The sequence below is a fragment of the Actinosynnema sp. NPDC023658 genome, from assembly GCF_040639995.1.
Lineage (GTDB): Bacteria > Actinomycetota > Actinomycetes > Mycobacteriales > Pseudonocardiaceae > Actinosynnema.
The window spans coordinates 1-2438 of record NZ_JBFAAX010000838.1; the positions used below are offsets into that span (position 1 = coordinate 1).

1 protein-coding gene is annotated in these 2438 nt (G+C 73.8%); it reads left to right on the top strand.

Features of this window, described 5'->3' with window-relative positions; translation table 11 throughout:
* A partial coding sequence (locus tag AB0G02_RS35395) for an amino acid adenylation domain-containing protein (RefSeq protein WP_360803367.1) occupies positions 1-2438 on the top strand: 2438 nt, incomplete at both ends.

Genomic DNA, 2438 nt, shown 5'->3' on the forward strand with positions numbered 1-2438 from the left:
CGAGGCGGCGCAGGTGGTGACCGCGCGGCACGACGTGCTGCGCACCGGCATCGACCTCGACGGCTACTCGACGCCCATGCAGCTCGTCCACGGGACCGCCGTGATGCCGGTCGACCACCGCGACCTCACCGGGCTGGACGACGAGGCGGTGGACGCGGCGATCCGCGACTGCACCGCGACCGAGCGGGCGACCCCGTTCGACCTGGCCGTGCCGTCGCTGGTGCGCCTGATCGCGCACGAGTGCGACGGCCACGCCTGGTGGCTCACGATCACCGAGTGCCACGCGGTCATCGAGGGCTGGAGCCACCACACGCTGCTGATGGACGTGCTGGACTGCTACCGGCAGATCCGCGACCGCGGCGTGCCCGACCCGTTCGAGCCGCCGGACCTGAGGTTCGCGGACTTCATCGCGGCCGAGCTGGCGTCGCTGGCGTCGGAGGAGGACCGGGAGCACTGGCGCGCGGTGGTCGAGGCGCACCCGAGGTTCACCGTGCCCGAGGGTTGGGGTGACGCGGAGGCCGCACGCGAGTCGATCGTGCACCGGGTGCCGTTCGTCGACCTGGAACCACGCCTGCGCTCGCTCGCGGCAGCCGCCGGGGCGTCGCTCAAGAGCGTGATCCTGGCCGCGCACTTCACCGTGCTGAGCCGGCTGACCGAGCAGGAGACGTTCGTCAGCGGTCTGGTGCAGCACGGCAGGCCCGAGGTGGAGGGCGCGGAACGCGTCTACGGCATGTTCCTCAACAGCCTGCCGTTCGCGCACGACCGCCGCTCGACCACCTGGCACGACCTGGTGCGGTCGGTGTTCGAGCAGGAGGCGCGGCTGTGGCCGCACCGCCGGTTCCCCATGCCGGTCATCCAGCAGGAGCTGGCCGGGGGAGAGCGGCTGCTGGACGTGCGGTTCAGCTTCCACGACTTCACCATGGTCGATCGCGGCCTGGTGGACTACGAGGCGAGCATCGACGACAGCCCCACCGAGTTCCCGCTCGCGGTGCTGGTGCGGCTCGGGCACGTGTTCCTGATGGCCGACAGCGCGCGGCTGTCGCGGCGCAACGTCGACCGGATCGGCGCCCTGTACCGCGAGGTGCTCACCGCGATGGCGGACGACCCGGACGGCGACCCGCGCGAGGTGCGGCTGCCGGAGCAGGAGCGCCGCCGGGTGCTCGACCAGCCGACGAACGTCCTGGAGGGCGGCTTCACCGGGTCGGTGCTCGCCGGGTTCGAGGAGCAGGCGAGCCGCACACCCGACGCGGTGGCGGCCACGCTCGGCGCGGAGTCGGTGACCTACGCCGAGCTGGACCGCGACGCCAACCGGCTCGCCCACCACCTGCGCGCCCTCGGCGTCGGCGCGGAGTCCGTGGTGGCCGTGCTGGTCGACCGCGGTCCGGAACTGCTCACCGCCCTGCTGGCGACGTGGAAGGCCGGTGGCGCGTACGTGCCGCTCGACCCGTCCTACCCGGCCGAACGGCTGGCGACCACCGTCACCGACGCGGGCGCGACGGTCGTGGTCACCCAGGCGCGCTACCGCTCGCGGTTCCCCGACGAGGTGCCGGTCGTGGCGCCCGCGGCGGACGCCGCCTGGCCGGACACGCGGCCGGACACGGCGATCGACCTGGACGCGCTCGCGTACGTCATCTTCACGTCCGGGTCGACGGGTCGGCCGAAGGGCGTGCAGATCAGCCACCGCGGCCTGGCCAACCACGTGCGGTGGGCTGCGGTCGAGCTGGCCGGCGGCGACGGCGGCGCACCGCTGTTCTCCTCGGTCGCGTTCGACCTGGTGGTGCCCAACCTGTACGCGCCGCTGGTGACGGGGCGGCGGGTCGCGTTCCTGCCGCAGGACGCGGACCTGGCCGACCTCGGCGCGTGGCTGGTGGCGGCCGGGCCGTTCAGCTTCGTCAAGCTGACCCCCGGCCACCTGGACGTGATCAGCGGGCAGGTGCCGCCCGGCACCCACCTGGCCGACGTGCTCGTGGTCGCGGGCGAACCGCTGGGCCGGGCCGTCGTGCGGCGGTGGCGCGAGGTGTCGCCGGGAGGCCGGCTGATCAACGAGTACGGCCCCACGGAGGCGTCGGTCGGCACCAGCACCTACCCGGTCACCGGGGAGCCGACGGCGGACGTGCTGCCGATCGGGCTCCCGTTGCCGGGCATGACGATGTACGTGCTCGACGCCCGGATGAACCCCGTGCCGCTGGGCGTGCCCGGCGAGCTGTACGTCGGCGGCACGGGCGTCGCCCGCGGCTACGCGGGCCAACCGGCGATGACGGCCGCGCGGTTCCTGCCGGACCCGTTCGGCGGTGACCGCCTGTACCGCACCGGCGACCTGGCCCGCCGGCTCGACGACGGCAACGTCGAGTTCCTCGGCCGGGTGGACGACCAGGTCAAGATCCGCGGCTACCGGGTGGAACCGGGCGAGGCGTCGCCGAGTACCCGGCGTTCGGGCA